Source organism: Pseudomonas arvensis, assembly GCF_056688935.1.
This window is the reverse complement of record NZ_CP162038.1, coordinates 2,685,739-2,704,702: the sequence shown is the minus strand read 5'-3', so window position 1 is coordinate 2,704,702 and position 18,964 is coordinate 2,685,739. Positions and strand designations below refer to the sequence as shown.

The following is an 18,964-nucleotide window of genomic DNA, read 5'->3' as shown; positions in this document are numbered from 1 at the left end:
ACCGCAGAAACGGATATGTACTCGGTCAGATCCAACATCCTGGTCGGCTGTCAAGCCGCCATCGGGGGCAAGCCCCCTCCCACATTTAAATCGCGGGGCATCAATTAGATACGCGTCGGCTATCAGGTTGTCACGGGAGCAAGCCCCCTCCCACATTTGGGGCACGATGCTAGTCCTTGGCATCAATCGCGGTCTGACCGTCCCAGCCACCGCCCAACGCCGCGATCAACTGCACACTGGCCACCAGCCGCGTTTGCAGCAAGGTCAACACGGTACGCTCGTTACTCAGGGCAGTCGCTTGTACGGTGACCACATCCAGATAGGCAATCAGCCCCGCCTTGTACTGGTTCTGCGTCAGGCGCAGCGACTCGCGTGCCGCGTCCAGCGCTTCATTGCTGACCACCGCCTCGTCTTCCAGCACTTTGAGCTGGACCATGTAGTTTTCCACTTCGCGGAAGCCATCCAGCACCGTCTGGCGGTACTTGGCCACGGTTTCGTCGTAGCTGGCCACAGTACGGTCGACCTCAGCCGAGCGCTGGCCGCCATCGAACAACGTCATCGCCAGTTTCGGCCCCACCGACCAGAAGCGGTTCGGCAGGCTGATCCAGTCGGCGTAGGTGCTGCTGGAGTAGCCGCCGGCCAGGCTCAGGCTCAGGTCCGGGTAGTACGCCGCCTTGGCCACGCCGATATTGGCGTTGGCGGCGATCACCGAGCGTTCGGCCGAGGCGATGTCCGGGCGGCGCTCCAACAGTTGCGACGGCAGGCTCACGGGAATCTGCGGCAATGCTGGAATGTCCTTGCTCACGGCGAGGTTGAAGTTGGCCGGGGCTTCGCCGATCAATACGGCGATGGCGTTTTCCAGTTGCGCACGCTGCCAGATCAGGTCGATCAGGCTGGCCTGGGTGCTCTTGAGCTGGGTTTGCGCCTGGGCCACCGCGTCCTTGCCGGAGACACCGGCGCGGTACTGGTTTTCGGTCATTTGCAGGGAACGCTGGTAGGTGTCCAGCGTGGCTTGCAGCAGCCGGGTCTGCTCGTCCATGACCCGCAGTTGCAGGTAGCTTTGCACCAGTTCGGACTGTTGGCTCAGGCGCATCGCCGCCAAGTCTGCCGAGCTGGCTTCGGCGCTGGCCTCGTTGGCCTCCAGGCCTCGGCGCAATTTGCCCCAGATGTCGGCTTCCCAGCTCACCCCGAGTTGGGCATTGAGGGTGTCGCGGATACCGCTGCTGGAACTGCTGAGGCTGGCACTGCTGCTGCCGGTGCCCTGGCTGGCGCGGGTTTTACCGGCGCTCAGGTCGACCGTCGGGTAAAACGCCCCGCGTGAGCTGCGCACCAACGCCTGGGCCTGGCGAAAACGTGCCTCGGCCTGGGCCACGGTCTGGTTGGCGTTGTTCAGGCGCACCACCAGGTCATTGAGCTGACGGTCGCCGTACAACTCCCACCAGGCGCCACGGGCCAGGGAATCACTCGGCGTGGCCTGACGCCAGCCCTGGGCTTCCTTGAATTGCACCGGTTCGATGACATCCGGGCGTTTGTAATCCGGGCCGATGGCACAGGCGCTGAGCAATGCACCGCAAAGCACCAGGCTCGCGACGCGGAAACCGCGGGTCATGGCCAATTTGGCAAAGGTTGAATCGGTCATAGCGCAGTGTCCAGGGCAGCATCGGTACGCACGCCGCGCCATTTGTTGAAACGATGGCGCGCGCGGTCGAGATAAAGGTAAACCACCGGAGTGGTGTAAAGGGTCAGGATCTGGCTGAAGACCAGGCCACCAATGATGGTCAGGCCCAGAGGCCGGCGCATTTCCGCGCCGTCGCCCATGCCGAGCAGCAAGGGCAAGGCACCGAGAATCGCCGCCAACGTAGTCATCAGGATCGGCCGCAACCGCAGCAGGCAGGCGCTGCGAATTGATTCAAGGGGGCCCATCCCATTATTGCGCTCCAGTTGCAGTGCCAGGTCGATCATCAAGATCGCATTCTTCTTCACCACGCCGATCAACAGGAACAGGCCCAGCAATGAGATCAGGCTGAACTCGCCCCCCGTCAGGTAGATGGCGAGCAACGCGCCGACACCGGCCGAAGGCAGTGTCGAGAGGATTGTCAGCGGGTGAATGTAGCTTTCGTACAGAATGCCCAACACCAGGTACACCGCCACCAGCGCGCCGAGGATCATGAACGGCTGGCCCTTCTGCGTCGCCGCAAAGGCATCGGCGGTACCGGCCATCTTGGCGATCACATCTTCGGGCAAACCGACCTTGGCAATCGCCCGTTCGATAGCCGCTGTGCCCTGCTCCACCGTCACCCCTTCGGCCATGTCGAAGGCGATGTTTTCCGAGGCGAACTGGCCTTCGTGACTCACACGGTCATCCGCCAGGCTGTTCTCGTAATGGGCAATGGTCGACAACGGCACGCGCGCGCCATCGGCGGTGATGACCTGCATCTGGTTCAGGGTGATCGGGTCCTGGGCGTATTTGGGGTTGACCTCCATCACCACCTGATACTGGTTGAGGCTGTCGTAGATCGTGGAAATCTGCCGCTGGCTGTAGGCGTTGTTCAACACCCCGGTGACCATGTCCATGTCGATGCCCAGGCGCTTGGCCTGGTCACGGTCGACAATCAGCGTGACCTGGGCCGCGCCGCGACCTTCACGGGCGTCGATGGCGGTGAGTTCCGGCAGCCCGCGCAACGCGGTGACGACTTTCGGGTACCACAGGCGCAGTGCGGCCAGATCACCGCTTTGCAGGATGTAGGAATACTGCGCACTGGTCTGGTCGCGACCGCCGCCAAATTGCAGGTCCTGGTCGGCCATCAGGAACAGACGCCCACCCGGCACCAGCGGCACGTCCTTGCGCAGGCGCTCGATCACCGCCTGGGCGGACACTTTACGCTCGCTGATAGGCTTGAGGCGTACCAGCATCACCGCGTTGTTGGTGCCGTTGTTGCCGCCAATAAAGCCGGCCACGCTGAGCACCGCCGGATCCTTGAGCACGGCCTGGCGGAAGATCTCCATCTTCGGCTGCATCACACTGAACGACAGGCCATCATCGCCGCGCACAAAGCCGATCAACTGGCCGGTGTCCTGCTGGGGCATGAAAGTTTTCGGCACGACCACGTACAGCGCAATGTTCACGCCCACGGTGATCAACAGGCTGAGCAAGGTCAGGCGCCGATGGCGCAGCACCCAGTCCAGGCTCGTGGCGTAGCCGGCGACCATGCGGTCGTTGATCTTCTGGCTCCAGCGCTGCAAGCCGGTCATCCGGCCTTTGACATGGGGCTTGAGCCAGCGGGCGCAGAGCATCGGGGTCAGGCTCAGGGACACCACCAGCGAGACAATGATCGCCGCAGACAAGGTGATGGAAAACTCACGGAACAGGCTGGTAACGATCCCGCCCATGAACAGGATGGAGAGAAACACCGCCACCAGCGACACGTTCATCGACAGCAAGGTAAAGCCGACTTCCTCGGCGCCCAGGTACGCCGCCTTCATGGGCGGCACGCCATCGTCGATATGCCGGGAAATGTTCTCCAGCACCACGATGGCGTCGTCTACCACCAGGCCGGTGGCCAGGATCAACGCCATCAGCGAGAAGTTGTTCAGCGAAAACCCGTACAGGTACATCACCGCAAAGGTGCCCACCAGCGACACCGGCACCGCCAGGGTCGGGATCAGCGAGGCGCGGAAGTTACCGAGGAACAGGTACACCACCAGAATCACCAGCCCGACGGCAATCAGCAGGGTCATCTCGGCTTCGTGCAAGGTGGCGGTGATCACCGGCGAGCGGTCCATGGCCAGGCTGAGCTTGACGCTGGACGGCAGCACGGCCTGCAACGCCGGCAGTTGCGCCTTGATCTGGCGGACGGTCTCGATGATGTTCGCGCCGGACTGGCGGTTGATCACCAACAGCACCGCCGGCTCATTGTTGAAGAAGCCGCTGTTGTAGCGGTCTTCAACGCCGTCGGTGATTTTCGCCACATCCGACAGGCGCAGGGCCGCGCCGTTCTGGTAGCGAATCAGCAGCGGTTCGTAGTCCTTGGCTTTTTCCAGTTGGTCGTTGGCCTGGATCTGCCAGTTGCGCTCGCTGTCTTCCAGGGAACCCTTGGGCCGGCGCTGGTTGGCGTTGGCGATGGTATTGCGCACATCGTCCAGGGCCACGCCGTACTGGTCGAGGGCCTTGGGTTCCAGCTCGATGCGCACCGCCGGCAGTGAACTGCCGCCGATCTGCACTTCGCCCACGCCCGGCACCTGGGACAGGCTTTGGGACAGGATGGTCGAGGCCAGGTCGTAGAGCTGGCCCTTTTGCAACACGTCCGAGGTCAGCGACAGCACCATGATCGGCGCCTGGGACGGGTTGATCTTCTTGTAGGTGGGCATGCTGCGCATGCCGCTGGGCAAGAGGTTGCGCGAGGCGTTGATCGCCGCCTGCACTTCCCGCGCCGCGCCGTTGATATCACGGTCGGAGTCGAACGCCAGGATCACCCGGGTTGAGCCCTGGCTCGACGAACTGCTCATGGTGGTGATGCCGGCAATCGCACCAAAGGAGCGCTCCAACGGTGTGGCCACGGTCGAGGCCATCACCTCAGGGCTGGCCCCCGGCAGGCTTGCCGAAACCACGATCACCGGGAAGTCGATCTGCGGCAGCGGCGACACCGGCAACAGGTTGAAACTCACCCCGCCCAGCAACATGATCGCCAGGCTCAGCAGCAGGGTCGCTACCGGCCGGCGGATGAAAGGTCCGGACAGGTTCATGGCTCAACCGGCTCCAGGCGTTGCGGCTCTTTGCGCCAGCGGCGCCCCAGGCGATCGAAGTACAAGTAGATCACCGGCGTGGTGAACAGCGTCAACACCTGGCTCACCAGCAGGCCGCCGACCATTACCAGGCCCAGCGGCTGGCGCAATTCCGCGCCGGAGCCGGTGGCCAGCATCAGCGGCACCGCACCGAACAACGCCGCGAGGGTGGTCATCAGGATCGGCCGGAAACGCAACAGCGCGGCCTGGTAAATCGCGGTCTGCGGGTCAAGGCCCTGGTTGCGTTCGGCGTCGAGGGCGAAGTCGATCATCATGATCGCGTTCTTCTTGACGATACCGATCAGCAAGATGATGCCGATGATCGCGATCATGCCCAGGTCATTGCCACTGAGCAGCAAGGCCAGCAAGGCGCCCACCGCGGCCGACGGCAAGGTCGACAGGATGGTGATCGGGTGGATATAGCTCTCGTAGAGCACGCCGAGCACGATATACATGGTCACCACCGCCGCCAGGATCAGCAGCAAGGTACTCGACAGCGAGGCTTCGAACGCCTGGGCCGCGCCCTGGAACTGGGTCTGCACGCCCACCGGCATGCCGATGTCCTCCTGGGTCTGGTTGATCAGCTCCACGCCCTTGCCCAGCGCCACGCCGGGGGCCAGGTTGAACGACATCATTACCGCCGGGAACTGGCCGATGTGGGCGATGGCTAACTGCGCCTGACGCTGCTCGACACGGGCCAGGCTCGACAGTCGCACCTGGCCGCCATCGGTGGTTTTCACATGGATCTGGTTCAGCGCATCCGGGCCGAGGGTTTCGCCGGCCTGGGCCTGCAATACCACGCGGTACTGGCTGGCCTGGGTGTAGATCGTGGAAATCTGGCGCTGGCCGAAGGCGTCGTACAGCGCGTCGGTGATGGTCGACACACTGACGCCCAGGCGCGAGGCCGCATCACGGTCGATCACCAGGTACACCTGCAAGCCCTTGTCCTGCAGGTCGCTGGCAACGTCGGTGAGTTCCGGCAACTGGCCAAGGGCGTGCACCAGCTTGTCACTCCACAGCGCCAGCAGCTCGGAATCCGGCGAGGACATGCTGAACTGGTACTGGGTGCGGCTCACGCGGTCTTCGATGGTCAGGTCCTGCACCGGCTGCATAAACAGGCGGATACCCACCAACTTGTCGATTTCCGGTTGCAGCCGGGCGATGACCTGGGCTGCGCTCAAGTCGCGCTGGCCGTGGGCCTTGAGGTTGATCAGCAGGCGGCCGCTGTTGAGGGTGGCGTTATCGCCATCCACACCGATGTAGGACGACAGGCTTTCCACCGCCGGATCCGCCAGGATGATCTTGGCCAGTGCCTGCTGGCGCTGGCTCATCGCTGCAAAGGAAATCGACTGCGGCGCCTCGGAAATGCCCTGGATCACCCCGGTGTCCTGTACCGGAAAGAAGCCTTTGGGCACGACCAGGTACAGCACCACGGTGAGGCCCAGGGTGGCGATGGCCACCAGCAGGGTCAACGGCTGGTGCTTGAGGACCCACTGCAACTTGCGGCCATAGGCTTCGATCATCCAGTCGATCCAGGCGCCGCTGGCCTTGTAGAAACGGCCCTGCTCTGCTTCCTTGGGCTCACGCTTGAGCAACCGCGCGCACATCATCGGCGTGAGGGTCAGCGACACCACCAGGGAAATCAGGATCGCCACTGCCAGGGTGATGGCAAATTCACGGAACAGGCGCCCCACCACGTCGGCCATGAACAGCAACGGGATCAGCACCGCGATCAGCGACAGGGTCAGGGAAATCAGGGTGAAGCCAATCTGTTTGGCGCCCTTGAGGGCGGCGGCCATTGGGGTCTCACCTTCCTCGATGTAACGGGAGATGTTCTCCAGCATCACGATGGCATCGTCCACCACAAAGCCGGTGGCGATGGTCAAGGCCATCAGCGTCAGGTTATTGATCGAGAACCCGGCCAGGTACATCACGCCGAAGGTGCCCACCAGGGACAACGGCACGGCGATGGACGGAATAATTGTCGCGCTGACCCGGCGCAGGAACAGGAAGGTCACCATCACCACCAGGGCGATGGCGATCAGCAATTCGTGCTGTACGTCCTTGACCGAGGCGCGGATGGTCTGGGTGCGGTCGGTGAGTACGGTGACGTCGAGGCCGGCCGGCAGGTTGTCGGTGATGCTCGGCAGCAGCGCCTTGATGCGGTCTACCACCTCGATGACGTTGGCGCCCGGCTGGCGCTGGATGTTCAGCAGCACCGCCTGGTTTTCATTGGCCCAGGCGGCCAGACGCTCGTTTTCGGCGCCATCGACGATTTGCGCGACGTCTTTAAGGCGCAACGGCGCGCCATTGTTGTAGGCCAGGATCAGTTCGGCGTATTGCTGGGGCGAGACCAACTGATCATTGGCATCCAGCATCGACACCCGCGTCGGCCCGTCGAAGTTACCCTTGGGCTGGTTGACGTTGGACGCGGCGATCAAGGTGCGCACATCCGACAGGTTCAAGCCGTTGGCCGCCAGGGCCTCGGGGTTGACCTTGATGCGCACGGCCTGGCGCTGGCCGCCGGCGATGCTGACCATACCGACGCCGCTGATCTGCGCGATTTTCTGCGCCATGCGCGTGTCGACCAGGTCATTGAGCTTGGGCAGCAGCATGGTCTTGGAACTGATGGCCAGGGTCAGCACCGGGGTATCTGCCGGGTTGACCTTGTTGTACACCGGCGGTGCCGGCAAATCCTTGGGCAGCAGGTTGGTGGCGGCGTTGATCGCGGCCTGCACCTGTTGCTCGGCGACATCCATATTGATGTCGAGGTTGAAACGCAGGGTCAGTACCGACGCGCCGCCAGAGCTGGTGGACGCCATCTGGGTCAGGCCGGGCATCTGCCCGAACTGGCGCTCAAGGGGCGCAGTCACCGCGCTGGTCATCACGTCGGGGCTGGCGCCGGGGTACAGGGTCATCACCCGGATGGTCGGGTAATCCACCTGGGGCAAGGCCGAAACCGGCAGCAAGCGGTACGCGATGATGCCGGCCAGGACGATGGCCAGCATGCTCAGCGTGGTGGCGACCGGGCGAAGGATAAACAGCCGCGACAGGTTCATGCGCCGACCTTTTGCGCCTTGCCGGCGTCAGCGCCGGTCTCCCCTTTCGCCGCGGGTTTGCCTTGCAGGTGTTCAGTTGGCGTGGTCGGGACTTCGGTGCTGTCGTTGACCACTTCGATTTCGCTGCCTTCCTTGAGGCGGTCGGTGCCTTCGAGCACCACACGGTCACCGGCGACCAGGCCTTCCTTGATCACGGTGTTTTCACCGTCGGTATCGCCGACTACCAGGGGCTGAACCTTGACCTTCTTATCGCCATCGAGCTTGTAGACGAAGGTGCCGCTGTTGCCGAACTGGATCGCCGCAGACGGCGCCAGCACCACGTTGTGCAGGGTGTCGGCCAGCAGGTGTACGTTGACGAACTGGTTGGGGAACAGCGCCTTGTCCTTGTTATCGAAACGCGCCTTGAATTTCAGGGTGCCGGTGGTGACGTCGATCTGGTTGTCCAGGCTCTGCAACACGCCGATGGCCTGCTGTTTGACGTCGCCACGGTCCCAGGCTTCCACCGGTAGCTTGTTGCCGGCGTGGTAACGGGCGAGCACGGTGTCCAGGGTATTTTCCGGCAGGGTGAAGGCCACGCTGATCGGCTGGGTCTGGGTGATCACGGCCAGGGCGGTGGTGTCGTTGGCGGCCACCAGGTTGCCAACGTCGAGCTGGCGCAAGCCGACGCGACCGGCGATCGGGGCACGGATCCTGGTGAATTCAAGGTTGAGCTTGGCGTCGTCGACCGCGCCCTGGTTGGTCTTGACCGTGCCCTGGTATTGCAAAACCAGCGCTTCGGCGGTGTCCAGAGTCTGCTTGGCGATACTGTCCTGGGCGTACAGGCCACGATAACGCTCCACATCGACCTGGGCGTTTTTCAGCTGGGCCTGGTTCTGCATCAGCGTGCCCTGGGCCTGGAGCAAGGCGTTTTGATAGCTGCGCGGGTCAATCTCGGCCAGCAGATCACCGGCCTTGACCATCTGCCCTTCTTCAAAGGCAATCTTCACCAGCTCTCCGCCCACCCGGCTGCGTACATTAATGGTGTTGAGCGCGGTGACCGTGCCCAACGCCTTGTAGTACACCGGGAACTCTCCCAGCACCGCCGGCGCCACACGCACTGGCACCGGGCCAGTGGAACCGCCGAAGCCGGGGCGCGCCATGCCGGTTTTGCCGGTGTGCCCGGCCGGTGCGTCTTTTTGGGCCGCGCCGCCGGGCCAGAATTTCCAGCACAGACCGGCGATAACCAGCAGCACGAGCAGGCCGAACAGCCAACGACGGGAGTTGCGGGGGGAGGATTGCATGGAGTGATCAACCATTGGGCGCGAGAGCTTCTTCTTTGGGAGGCTGAAAGATAAGCACTGGGGCGCATTAAGAAAAGCGCCTTTACCGGCTATTTACCTTGGGCTTACAACTTTTAACGTCTGGGCTTAGTCCGTCGGCTATTTCCCTAAACGTCTGAAGCACAAATGAAAACGGCCTGGACTAGGCCAGGCCGCAATCATGTATCACGGGTGTTACTGCAAAACGACAGACATGCGTAGAAACAGTTACTTCAGAACAGCCAATGCTGCTTCGTAGTTCGGTTCTTCAGCGATTTCCTTGACCAACTCGCTGTGCAGCACATTGTCGTTTTCGTCCAGCACCACGACGGCGCGGGCAGTCAGGCCGCGCAGCGGGCCATCAGCGATTGCCACGCCAAAGTCCTGAGCAAACGCAGGATCACGGAAGTCCGACAGGTTCTTCACGTTTTCCAGGCCTTCGGAGCCGCAGAAGCGTGCCTGGGCGAATGGCAGGTCGGTGGAAATGCACAGCACCACGGTGTTTTCTACATCATTGGCCTGGGCATTGAATTTGCGCACCGACGTCGCGCAGGTCGGGGTATCGACGCTTGGGAAGATGTTCAGCACTTTGCGCTTGCCGGCAAACGTAGCCAGGGTTGCGTCCGACAGGTCGCCGGCGGTCAGAGTGAAGTCTGCAGCTTTGGCGCCGACTTTCGGCAATTCGCCTTCAACCTGGACCGGGTTGCCTTTGAGGGTGACTTGAGCCATGAACGGAATCCTTATGCGGGTTTTGGTTAAACGAATTCAAGAGGCGGAAGTTAACCACAAAGTGCCGTGGCGACCTACCGCCAGACACAAATTGTCATGCGTGCCGGTTGTGGTTTAATTGCGCGCTTTTCGCCCGCCCTTTAAGGAAGCTGTTGTTGATGAAACCGCCTGCCACCAAAGTTCTGGTCATTGGTTATGTCTGGCCGGAGCCGCGTTCCTCGGCCGCAGGCGGGCACATGATGCAGATTCTGGAAACTTTTCTTACGCAAGGTTGGGAGGTTACCTTCAGCAGCCCTGCCGCACTCGGCGAACACAAGGCCGACCTGCTCGCCCTGGGCATCGCCGAATGCGCCATCGAGCTCAACAACAGCAGTTTCGATGATTTTATCTGCCAACTCGCCCCGGATATCGTGTTGTTCGACCGTTTCATGATGGAAGAGCAGTTCGGCTGGCGCGTGGAAAAATACTGCCCCGACGCCTTGCGCGTGCTGGAGACCTGCGACCTGCATAGCCTGCGCGACGCACGCCAGCAACGGCTCAAGAACCACCTCAAGACCTATCCCGACAGCGACGACTTCAGCGCCCTGTTTGCGCCCGCGCTGGAGGAAGAATTCCAGCTGATGGCCGACACCGATGTGGCCAAGCGCGAAATCGCAGCGATTTACCGCTGCGACATCAACCTGATGATCTCCGATGTGGAAATACGCCTGCTGACCGAGCAGTTCAAGGTGCCTGCCGCCCTGCTCCACTGGTGCCCGCTGATGCTGGAGCCCGCCACCGAAGCCTTCGTTCCCTTTGAGGACCGCGCGCACTTCCTCAGCATCGGCAACTTCCGCCACGCGCCCAATTGGGACGCCGTGCTATGGATGAAGAACAGCCTGTGGCCGCTGATTCGACAACAGTTACCCGGCGCGCAATTGCATATCTACGGCGCCTACACCCCGCCCAAGGCCACCGCCCTGCACAACCCGGCCCAGGGTTTTCATGTGATGAACTGGGCCGAAGATGCGCTGCAAGTGATGCGCGCCGCACGCATTTGCCTTGCCCCCCTGCGCTTTGGCGCGGGCATCAAGGGCAAGCTGGCGGACGCGATGCTGTGCGGCACGCCGAACATCACCACGCCCATCGGCGCCGAGGCCATGGGTGATGAGCAGCCATGGCCGGGCATGATCGAACCCAGCGCGCCGGCCCTGGCCGCCGCCGCGGTGGCCTTGTACCAGGACCGCGAGCGCTGGACCCAGGCCCAGGAAGACGGGCGCCAGTTGATTGCCCGCCGCTACGACCAGAACGTCCACGGCCCCGCGCTGGTGGAGTGCCTGGAGCATTGCCGCCGCCACCTCGCCGCTCATCGCCGCGACAACTTCACCGGCAGCATGCTGCGCCATCACGCCCACAAAAGTACCCAGTACATGTCCCAGTGGATCGAGGCGAAAAACCGCACGTTCTAAACGCCGACGCTGGCAGGGTCGCGCACAAGGGGGCATTATTCGGGTCGCAACCAACAATAAAGCGACGCCAGCATGACCCGAGCAGCGCGCATCACCGATCCTTCCTATGAACTGATGGACGACCACAACGGTCTGTCCATCATCTATCGCCAGCACGGCTTCCCCTGCCCGCTGGTGCGCTGGCACTTCCACAAGGAATACGAACTGCACCTGATCGTCGCCAGCTCCGGCAAGGTGTTTATCGGCGACTACATCGGCAACTTCTACCCTGAAAGTCTGTTCCTCACCGGCCCCAACCTGCCCCATAACTGGATCAGCCAGGTGGAGGAAGACGAAGTGGTGCCCAAGCGCGACATGCTGGTGAACTTCACCGATGACTTGCTGGAGAACGGCAGCCATATCTTCACCGAGTTGAAGACCCTTGCCCCGCTGCTGGAACGGGCGCAGTACGGCATCGAGTTCCGCTGCAAAAAGACCATCGCCCAGGCCGTGACCCTGATGCAACGCATCGAAGACGCCCAGGGCATGGCACGCCTGGGCCACTTCTTTATCCTGCTGGAAGTGCTCAGCGCGTGTGAGGACTATCAGCTTCTGTCCGGCGTGACCACGCCACAGCTGGCTGACGAGCACAGCATCGACCGCACCAACCGCGCCGTGGACTACATCTTCGCCCACTACGCCCGCGAGTTGCCGCTGGAGGAAGTCGCTGAGTACCTGGGCATGAAGCCGACGTACTTTTCGCGGGTGTTCAAACAGGCCACCGGGCGCACGTTTATCGAGTTCGTCAATCGGCTGCGCATCAGCAAGTCCTGCGAATTGCTGGCAGATGGCGATAAGGCCGTCACCGATGTGTGCTTTGAGTCGGGGTTCAACAATATTTCCAACTTCAACCGGCGCTTTCAGCAGCTTAAAGGCATGACCCCTTCCCACTACCGGCGCCTGGCGGTACAGCGGCTGACCGAGCAGAACCTGGCTTGAATATTGATTGTCGCGTACCGGGAGGACGCATCTGAGAGTGCTGGAACCGTTACAAAGCCTTTGCCACTCAGCTACGGCATGTCTGCTCGCTCATTGGAGCGACTGACGCCTTCCTGATAACCCGGCAATAGGTTTTTTGGCATGATCAGTACTCACACTTCACTCCCGCCTGTCACTTCACTGCGCCCCATTGGACAGGCCCCAACCACAACGCCTGCCGTCTCGGCGGTAGCCAGGGTTATCGATTTTTTTCATTCACCCCACAACAGCCAACACACTGACGCTCCTGCCTGGCAGCGTATCGAGTACCTGCTCCGGCAGACGCAAACAAAAGACCAGCCAAGCCTGGCCGAGCAGATTGATCAACGCGTAAAGAACTGCGCCGATCCGTTGACGGACCCGATACTGCGCAACGAAGTGGCGCAACTTTTGAATCAGCCAAGTGCCCTCAATTCGCAAAAGACCTACGCCGAGCTGGTTCAGGACATTCTCGATAACCCTTTACCCCGCACGCAGCGCCCGCGCGAGGTGCCATCACGATCACGCCGGGACCTGCAGAACCCAGGTTCTTCTCCAGACCCGCGCTCGGCCTCGATTGGCCGATTCGCCGATGCGCTGGTTGACCATGCGGACCGGCAGTTGGCGATTAATGTCGGCAACGCACTGATCCGCTCGCGACTCTCGTACCAGGACCCTGATATTCGCCGGGGTGACGATGACGAGAAGGTCGCCATCACGCCAGACTCCACGTTCAGCCAGGCCTGGGCTGAACTGGCAGATGCACTGCACGCTGAACCGTTCAAATCTTTTGCCGAAGCCAAGAAGATTGATATTTCCCAAGTGTCCGTTGATCCCAGTGGCAGGCTGACCGAATATAGAAATGGACGGGCGTTTTCCTACCTTCAGCGAGACGCCGACTGGGCGGCGGCCTCAGCGACCGTATTGGCCGCCGCCAGGAAGCTGACAGGAACCGACGGGGGCCAGATCAGGTTCTTTGGCCGTGAACATGCATCGGCTTACGACGTCGCTGCCTTCTATGGTGTTGCACTGGGTCGCGTCGGCAGTGACGACACACTCTTCATGGCCCGACAACTGCTCAGCAAAGAGACATTCCCTGCGCTCGTCAGCGACGACCCCCTTTACGCCACTCAATACGCACCGATCAAGCAGCGTCAAAGGGCGGCCAAACAACAGCTCGCACAGTTACCCCCACACGCACTAAACCAACGTATTGAACGGTTCGCCTCTGGGACCGCAGCGGCAAAAGTCCGGGAGGCCGACCGTGAGCTCGCCCGCCAGTGCAGCGCGGCACTGATTCAGGGCTTCTGGCCTGACCTGCACGCAATCCCGGAATATTCGACATTCGGCCAAGCCCGCAAAAATCTGGCGGCTGCGCTGAACGGCGCTGCGGTTACAACGTTTGTGCAAGACAACAACGTTGACCGGTCCAGCATGCGCATCGACCCTGTGACAGGTACCTTGATCGCCAAAGTCAATGGTGTGGACACCACCTTCCTGCGCAACGACCTCTCAGGCTGGGATGACGCATGGGTTGAGGTCCAGCATGCAGTGCTACAGTGGGCGGGGGGCTCCAACAGCCTGGTTGATTTCCCTTCCACCGCACCTGAATCGCTTCACTCGGTCATGCGGTTTTACAACGAATACCTCCCGCTCTCGCCCCCGGAAGCTGACCGACAGCGCAAACAACACCTTGCTTGCTTGCGCAGCAGCACAGAGATAGCCCGCAACGACGGATTCAAGGCCCTGACCCGCCCGCAGGCGGACGATGCCCACTCCACAAGCGTGAAGAAAACCCAGCAAGCCATCATCTTGCAGCTTGCTGAACAGCCCCTCACCTTATCCCCTCTCGAAACGCTGGCGAACGCGGCGGGCGAGTCTATGAATGACGCAGAACCGTTCGAAGACCGCCAGGCAAACATCGAGGCGAGTGCCGAAAGCGCACTGGCCGCCGCTACGCTGCGCGCGATGCGCGAACTGAAATCCAACCCCACCCAAGAGCCGCCACAGAGGGTCGGGCCGATCCCGGCTGACAGCCTGTTCGGCCAATGGCGCAGTATCCTGAGCAAAGCCATCAACGGGACAGGTTTCACTGAATGGGCCAAAACCCATCAGGTGGATGTGTCTTCACTGCGCTATGACCCAATAAGCGATGCGCTGACAGGCAAAGTCCGTGGCGTCGATCAACGCTTTACGGCCGCCGACTTTGCAGCAAAATACCCCGACTATTTCGACGTCCTCAAACCGGTGTTGACCGCCGCCAGGATATTCGCCAACGACAGGCCAATCACCCTGGCTCAGACCACCAGCAGCAGCGCACCGCTGGAATGGGTGTGCAATTTCTACAGCATCAGTGCGCAATCAGGCACCCAGGCATTCGAAAGCAGCATGTCACTGCTGGAGCGCACCAAGAGATTCCCCGATAGCCCCAGGCACCCGGAGCGCATCGAGAGCTCGCTCAGCCAGCAAAAAACCGCATTGGGCAATAGCAATGATCGGTATGCACTCATCAACCAGCTCAAGAACGGCAATATCGATAACGACGACGACACCCGTTTCATTGTCGATCAAGATTCATCCCACCGCCCCAAAGGCGTGACGACCGTACAGAAGTTTCTCGCGGATCAGGGTTGGTACGAGGCGAAGTCAGCCGCGCAGACCGATAACCTGTTACAGGCCTTGCAAACGCCGCTGCCGCAGGCGCCGGCCCTGGGTAACCGCTGGGGGTTTCTCTCCACCGACCTGCCCCTGAGCCCTGCCCAACGCGACAAAATGAACGCGGCCGTTAAAAACACGATAGGTCCCAACACCCATCTCCTCGACTACCTGAGCACTCAAGTCCCCAACCTCGATAGCAGCAGCCCGTCCCGAGCACTGGACCGGCTTCTCTCCAGCAATGGCGCCCTTGAGCTCGCCACCAACCTGCAAACCGAGATGAAAGGCGTCGCAACCGTCACCAGCCTTAAACAATGGCTATTGTCCGCCCTGGTGCTGGACCTTGACCCAGCAGCCGGCACCTCCCGCAATCGCCTTGCGGGCTTTGACTTGATGCAGTCGGATAACTGGGGGTTGGGCACGGATAAGATTCGTGAACAGTTCACCCAACACTTGACCGATAAACAAAAAATCCCGGCAAACCTTGCGCCAGTCGCCGCGCGCCTGTTGATGAGCGGGGCGGCGCCCTATCTGCTGGTTAACGATGTGCCATCGACCGTAACAATGGGCTCGCCCGAATGGGTCAGCTTTACCACCGCCGTCAATCGGATCGAACTGAGCGCTCCCGGGGCGGCTGCGGACATGACCTTCCAGCAGGTCATGAAACTTCATCGGATCGCCCCCATCAACGAACGTGAAGCCCAACTGCAGTCCTTCGCCCAGATGAACCCGGTCATGGATTGGGCCATCGTCAACAACCATGTCGTGAGGAATGACAAAGACGAATACAGCCTGGAACAGCTCGCGAACAGCCAGCAAAAGCTCAAAAGCCACATCAAGGACGTCTCTGAAGCCAAACACTATCTGACCTTTGAATCGCCAAACAGAAGGAAAATGGCCCTTAAAGCACTGAGGGAAAAATGGGGGACCGACATCAATTATGAACGCCCGTACCTCACCGAAAAGCTTGGGCCCGAGGGCATATTTTCCGGCATCCGAGCGAGCATTGTCGATGTTTACGAAGCAGGTCGACTGGGTGAAAGTTGGCGCTGGGAGGAATCTCGTGGCCCCAACTTCGATACCTTGAGCGCTCAGGCTTCCGAGCTGCCTGACATCAATGAGCAATTTGACAAAGCGTTCGAAGACGACTTCTCCCTGCGCAGAACACACACTATCTCTCTGTTCAAGAACATGTTGAGCCAACTGCCGTTGGAGGATCGCAAAAGCATCAACAACGGAAGCGTGAGGATTTTTCAAGTCAAAGGCGCCCACGATGGCATCGCGTTAATTGTCAACAACTATCCGCAACAAAGAGCGTTTGTGATTGATCCGGGAGAGGGAAAAATAGTCCGTGCCCCTGATCTTGAACGGGCAGTGATTAATGGCCAGACCAAGACGCTGACCATCGAAACATCCTCGCAGCCGGGAATCAAATCCGAGGCTACTTTAACGCGCATTGATCAAGACGCTCTCGTAGATCCAGCCAATCGAGATCACGGTAGGAGGCGCTTATATGAAGAGAGCGGAGCCCATACGCCGCTCAACTACGACAGCGTAAGAACACAACATCTGGCTGAGGTGCTGGTTGACTCGATATACCTGAATAAAGCGTCTTTCAAAGCTTCACAACGTGGGTTGAGCAACGCCGTTGAACATGGATTGGAGCCCAGTGATTACTTCCAGAAAGGTTTACGGTTCTTGCCGGGCGGTTCCAGTATCGTGGACATCTACCATGGCCAATATGCCGAAGCAGTAAAAGACCTGGCCATTGACATTGTGATTTACGCCGCCACACAGGGCGCCGGCAAACTCTGGAACGTGGCCAAAACCGGATTGGCCTGGACGGCCGCCAAGGCCTCGGCAAAGTTCATCGAGAAGTTTGGTATCGAGGAAGGCGCAGACATTGCGCTCAAGGATGTGACAACCGCCACCACCCTGAAGTCGCTCAGCGCTGTCAGCCGTATGCAGAGCAGCCCGCTTGGGGAACAGTTGGGCGATGAGCTTGTCGTGGGGGCCGACAAAGCCAATGGCGTTGTGATTCGCTCGGGCAGTACGCCACAGATCAAACTCACGGCGGTGCATCAGGACGGCAGTTGGTACGCCTACGACGCCAAAACGCAAGCGGCTTACGGCCCGGCACTGGAGGGTTTCATCTCTGATACCTCATCTGCCGTGAGGCAAGAAACGTTTTCGGACGGCACTCAAGCGTTGGTAACACAACGACCCTTGGCTGCCGACGCCTACACCCTGCCGCGCACCCATGGCTTTGATCTGGTCAATGAGGGCAAGGTGTATCGTTATGACGCGCGCAACCCTGGCGTGCTGACTGACCTGGAGTCTGCCGACCACTTCAAGCCGCTCGAAGGGTTTGAGGCCGTCTGCCCAGCGCCTGCCACTGGGGCAGCAAGGGTCCGGCGCGCGGCGAATGACACGTGCTTTTCCAAAGTCATCACGGAGGTTTCCGGGGAGTTGGCCCAGGAACTCCAAGCGCTTGAACATCAGCGTCTGTTTCCCTCGGAACCGGGCTTGCTGACAAAGGATCAGTTTGTCATTTTCGAACGTCGTCGATACAAGATGGTTGACGGTGAAATGGGCCCGCAACTGATCCCCACGCCTCAAAACGACCCCATCATTTACAAATCAGAGATCAGCGGCAGTCTCAAACATGATCCGGAATTTGGCTTTTTCCGCACAGAAGCCGGCGACGAGTTGGCAGACGAGTTGGCAAAGGAAACCCGCGTGGTCAAACTGGACGCGATCAGTGATGCCTGCGAAGACAAACGTGAAGTTCGGGGGGTAATCGTCAAAGACGGCGCCGACAATGTCCTGGTAATAGAGGCTGATACCGCCGAGTTCTACTACGCCAAACTGGGTTCCCCCACGCCCAACGAACTGACCTTCAATAAATGTACGTTTAGCGAGCTGCCACTGGTCGACAAGTACCTGAACAAACTCAGACTGCGCCAACGTGTCACCAAAGTGCCGTTTGACGCCAATTTCATTGCCTTGCCCAAACTCAACACTGCGTTTGACGAACTGGAGCGCCTGGAATACCCAAAACACGAAGTCGATGAATTAAGGGAATGGTGTAAAAACATCACCCCTGAACAACAACGTGAGGTCGTTTATCAGTTGCAGCAAGCCAAGGTGATCAAGGTAAATATTGCATTGAGGCCAAATCAAGTGACCGCATTGCCCAAACCCGACGGGTTTTCCACGTGGGCACCTGCCAAGCAAAACGAATTCTATGCCCGCCAGGCAAAAGACAGCGTGAATCGCTCCATGAAGGCCACCGGGCTGGGGCCCAGCAATCAAATACGCTCAAAAGCCGACGAGGCACGCGCAGAAGCAGCAGCAAAGACCCTTGGATGGATTCGCGAAACAGTGAAGCATGGTGCACCGAACCATCCCGACCTGATCTTGAAAACGGGCGCCGGCAACTGCGGCGAAATGGCCTTGCTGTCCAAGGACATTATTGAAAAAAGCGGTGGCCGCGCGTACCGATGGAGGGCATCAGTGGATCACGCTTTTACAGTAGTCGGCGGCCCTGGTGTAAAGCCGCCTAGAACTATCAACTTCTCGGGCGCTGAGTGGGCCGACGCATGGATTGTCGACCCGTGGGCAGACATCGCTTGCCCTGCGCGCGAGTACACGCAGAAATTCGTAGAAGTCATGCGCCAATGGGAACTCGACAATATGCAAATAATGATGAGGACTGGCCCCATAAGTCCAATGGATAGTGACTGGGTGAATGGGTTTACCACAAAACCGAAGAGCCTCTTATAAGATAGGCAACTGAGATAACGAGCAAAAGCGACTGCTGCTGAGGGCAGCGCTTTTGCCCAGACTTGCAGTGAACAGACTTACGTTACAGTGCAAAAAAGTATCAGTCCAAGTGCTCCCAAGGATTTGTCACAACCCCATTTGAAGGCTGTAATCAACGCACACTCTTCCTGACTCCCCGTAGGAAGACACAACAACAATAACTGTCCTTCTG

General features: G+C 60.2%; 8 protein-coding genes. 3 read left to right on the top strand and 5 right to left on the bottom strand.

Annotated elements, in window-relative coordinates:
• Positions 1-169 precede the first annotated feature (169 nt).
• The 5 genes from AB3G88_RS12125 to tpx all read right to left on the bottom strand — a co-directional run bounded on the left by AB3G88_RS12125 (position 170) and on the right by tpx (position 9,868).
• Positions 170-1,639 (bottom strand): efflux transporter outer membrane subunit, encoded by a 1,470-nt coding sequence (locus AB3G88_RS12125; RefSeq protein ID WP_480454158.1) that lies wholly within the window; start codon positions 1,637-1,639, stop codon positions 170-172.
• Entirely contained in the window at positions 1,636-4,743 is a 3,108-nt protein-coding gene (locus AB3G88_RS12120; protein ID WP_191959425.1) for an efflux RND transporter permease subunit, read from the bottom strand. The genes AB3G88_RS12125 and AB3G88_RS12120 overlap by 4 nt, the downstream gene beginning before the upstream one ends.
• Positions 4,740-7,841, bottom strand: coding sequence for an MdtB/MuxB family multidrug efflux RND transporter permease subunit (locus AB3G88_RS12115; RefSeq protein ID WP_480454156.1), 3,102 nt, complete (start codon positions 7,839-7,841; stop codon positions 4,740-4,742). Before AB3G88_RS12115 ends, AB3G88_RS12120 begins: the two co-directional genes overlap by 4 nt.
• Entirely contained in the window at positions 7,838-9,136 is a 1,299-nt protein-coding gene (locus AB3G88_RS12110; RefSeq protein WP_480454155.1) for an MdtA/MuxA family multidrug efflux RND transporter periplasmic adaptor subunit, read from the bottom strand. The genes AB3G88_RS12115 and AB3G88_RS12110 overlap by 4 nt, the downstream gene beginning before the upstream one ends.
• A gap of 231 nt (positions 9,137-9,367) precedes the next feature.
• Positions 9,368-9,868, bottom strand: coding sequence for a thiol peroxidase (tpx, locus tag AB3G88_RS12105; RefSeq protein ID WP_480454154.1), 501 nt, complete (start codon positions 9,866-9,868; stop codon positions 9,368-9,370).
• A gap of 158 nt (positions 9,869-10,026) precedes the next feature.
• Here tpx and AB3G88_RS12100 point away from each other — a divergent pair, with 158 nt between their 5' ends.
• From AB3G88_RS12100 to AB3G88_RS12090, 3 genes are all read left to right on the top strand, one after another.
• Positions 10,027-11,316: a glycosyltransferase gene (locus AB3G88_RS12100; RefSeq protein ID WP_480454153.1), complete on the top strand. Its 1,290-nt coding sequence runs from the start codon at positions 10,027-10,029 to the stop codon at positions 11,314-11,316.
• Positions 11,317-11,388: 72 nt separating this feature from the next.
• Complete coding sequence (locus tag AB3G88_RS12095; protein ID WP_099585185.1) at positions 11,389-12,294, top strand: AraC family transcriptional regulator; 906 nt, start codon at positions 11,389-11,391, stop codon at positions 12,292-12,294.
• Positions 12,295-12,435: 141 nt separating this feature from the next.
• On the top strand, positions 12,436-18,753 hold the full coding sequence (locus tag AB3G88_RS12090) for a hypothetical protein (protein WP_480454151.1): 6,318 nt from the start codon (positions 12,436-12,438) through the stop codon (positions 18,751-18,753).
• Positions 18,754-18,964 lie beyond the last annotated feature (211 nt).